The sequence below is a fragment of the Methylibium rhizosphaerae genome (assembly GCF_006386545.1).
GTDB classification, from domain to species: Bacteria; Pseudomonadota; Gammaproteobacteria; order Burkholderiales; family Burkholderiaceae_C; genus Pseudorivibacter; species Pseudorivibacter rhizosphaerae.
Genome location: NZ_SWAR01000114.1, coordinates 1 through 1,894 on the forward strand (window position 1 = coordinate 1; position 1,894 = coordinate 1,894).

The 1,894-nt window shown below is 65.4% G+C and carries 1 pseudogene; it reads left to right on the top strand.

Features of this window, described 5'->3' with window-relative positions:
* Nucleotides 1-577: 577 nt before the first annotated feature.
* Nucleotides 578-1,894: pseudogene (locus E8D38_RS27610) on the top strand (hypothetical protein); the annotation flags it as partial.

A 1,894-nucleotide genomic window follows, 5' to 3' on the forward strand; every position in this document is an offset into this window, starting at 1 on the left:
GCGCGGTACGAAAGCGGCCTGCTCCCGCTGTCCACCACCACGGTCTACAACGCCTTCGGCGATGCGGTGGCCAACCTCGACGTGTCGGGCCACTGGAGCCACAAGGTCTACGACGGCGCAGGTCGCGTGCGCTACGACATCGACGCGCTGGGCTACGTCACGCAGTACGACCTCAACAGCTTCGGCGATGTGACCCGGCTCACGCGCCACGTCGCCGACACGGATCTCGAGGCTCGCGGTGCTGCGGAGATCACGCTGCAGGAGATGGAGGCACGCACCCTCGAGACCGACAAGTCGCGCTCCATCGAGACGGCGTACGACCGCGCCGGCCGTGCCGTCGCGGTCACCGAGGAACGGGAATACGTCTATGACGGCGGCGCGGCGTACGGCCAGCGTACCGACGTGGCGGCGAGGACCATCACCTACGGATACAACGCCTTCGGCGAGGTCGAAGGCGAGTCGCGCCTGAACAACAGCACGCCGCAACAAGGCCACGGTGGATGCACTCGGCTACCTGACGGAGCGCACCTTCGATGCGGCAGGCAACGTCACCGCACTGACCGAGTACGAAGTCCCGGTGACCTCGCCCGACGTGCCCGTTCCGAGTGCCGTGTCCGCCAAGGACCGCAAGATCGGCTACACGTACGACCGTCTGAACCGCAAGATCACCGAAACCCAAGTGGACGCCGAGGTGTACGACAGTGCCCTGCAACGCGTCGCGCCGCGCAACCTCACCTCTGAGTTCGCATACGACGCGGTCGGAAACCTGGTCCGCGCCACCGATGCGCATGGCACCGTCACCCACAGCTACTACGACGCGTTGGGCCGCGTGACCGCCGTGGTCGGACCGCAGCGCGATATCGCCACCGAAGATGGGGTGGTTCGCCGCCTGAGTCCAGTCACGGAGTTCATCCGCGATGCCCATGGAAACGTGGTGCTGAAGATCGAGCACAGATTCGGCGCGACGAGCGCCGACGTGTCGGGCTACACCGCGTTCGTCGAAGTGCCGAAAGAAGAAGGCCTGGGCGAGGATGGCGCGCCGATTACGGTCGCGGCCCGCTATACCCGAACGGTTTACGACAGCCATGGACACGCGGTTGAAGTGCGCGACTCGGAAGGCCACAGCACCTACAGCTCCTACGACCGCGCCGGCCGACTGGCCAAGCAATGGCAAACGGTGACCGATGGAGATGGCGCGCTTCAGACCAGCTACAAGGTCTTCGTGTACGACGCACTGGGCCGTCAGGTCGACCTGATCGAGCCGGGGTCGCAGGGCACCGTGCAACTGGGGGTCACGGCGGCTCGCCTCGAGTCTGCAACGGGCACCAACAACTGGTACTGGCGTGAACAGGTTCGTGAAATCAGGTGGAGCAACCCGCAGAACACCGTCGAGCTCGCCTGGTCTGGCCTGACAGACCCGAAGGGCGGCCCCGTGCAGGTGACGCTGGAGTACCAGACGCTCTTCGGCCATGAATCTCGGGTCTACGAGTCGCAGGAGCTCCTGGCGGCGGCGGCGGCGGGCGGCGCGACCATGACATGGTCGGAGACTCCGCTGCAGGACGGTGGTATCGCCGGCATGACTTCTGTGGTGGTTCGGCAGAAGAATGCGAGCGGAATCTGGATCGAGAAGTACCGGGGCCCGGCCGTTGGTTCGGCCGTCAGCAGCAACGCCGTGCCCGTGCATCAGCGTTCGGAGTTCAATGCCTTCGGCGAACTCGTGACGCGGCGCGTCGACGATGGACAACCGTTGGACGAGGAGCAGGTCGAGTATTTCAAGTACGACAACGCGGGCCGCGTGTGGATGACCAACGAAGGCGACGGCGTCGACAAGGTCTATCTCTACGACGTGCAGGGGCGGCGTACTGCCGTCATCAGCAGCGCGCAGGAAGGCGCC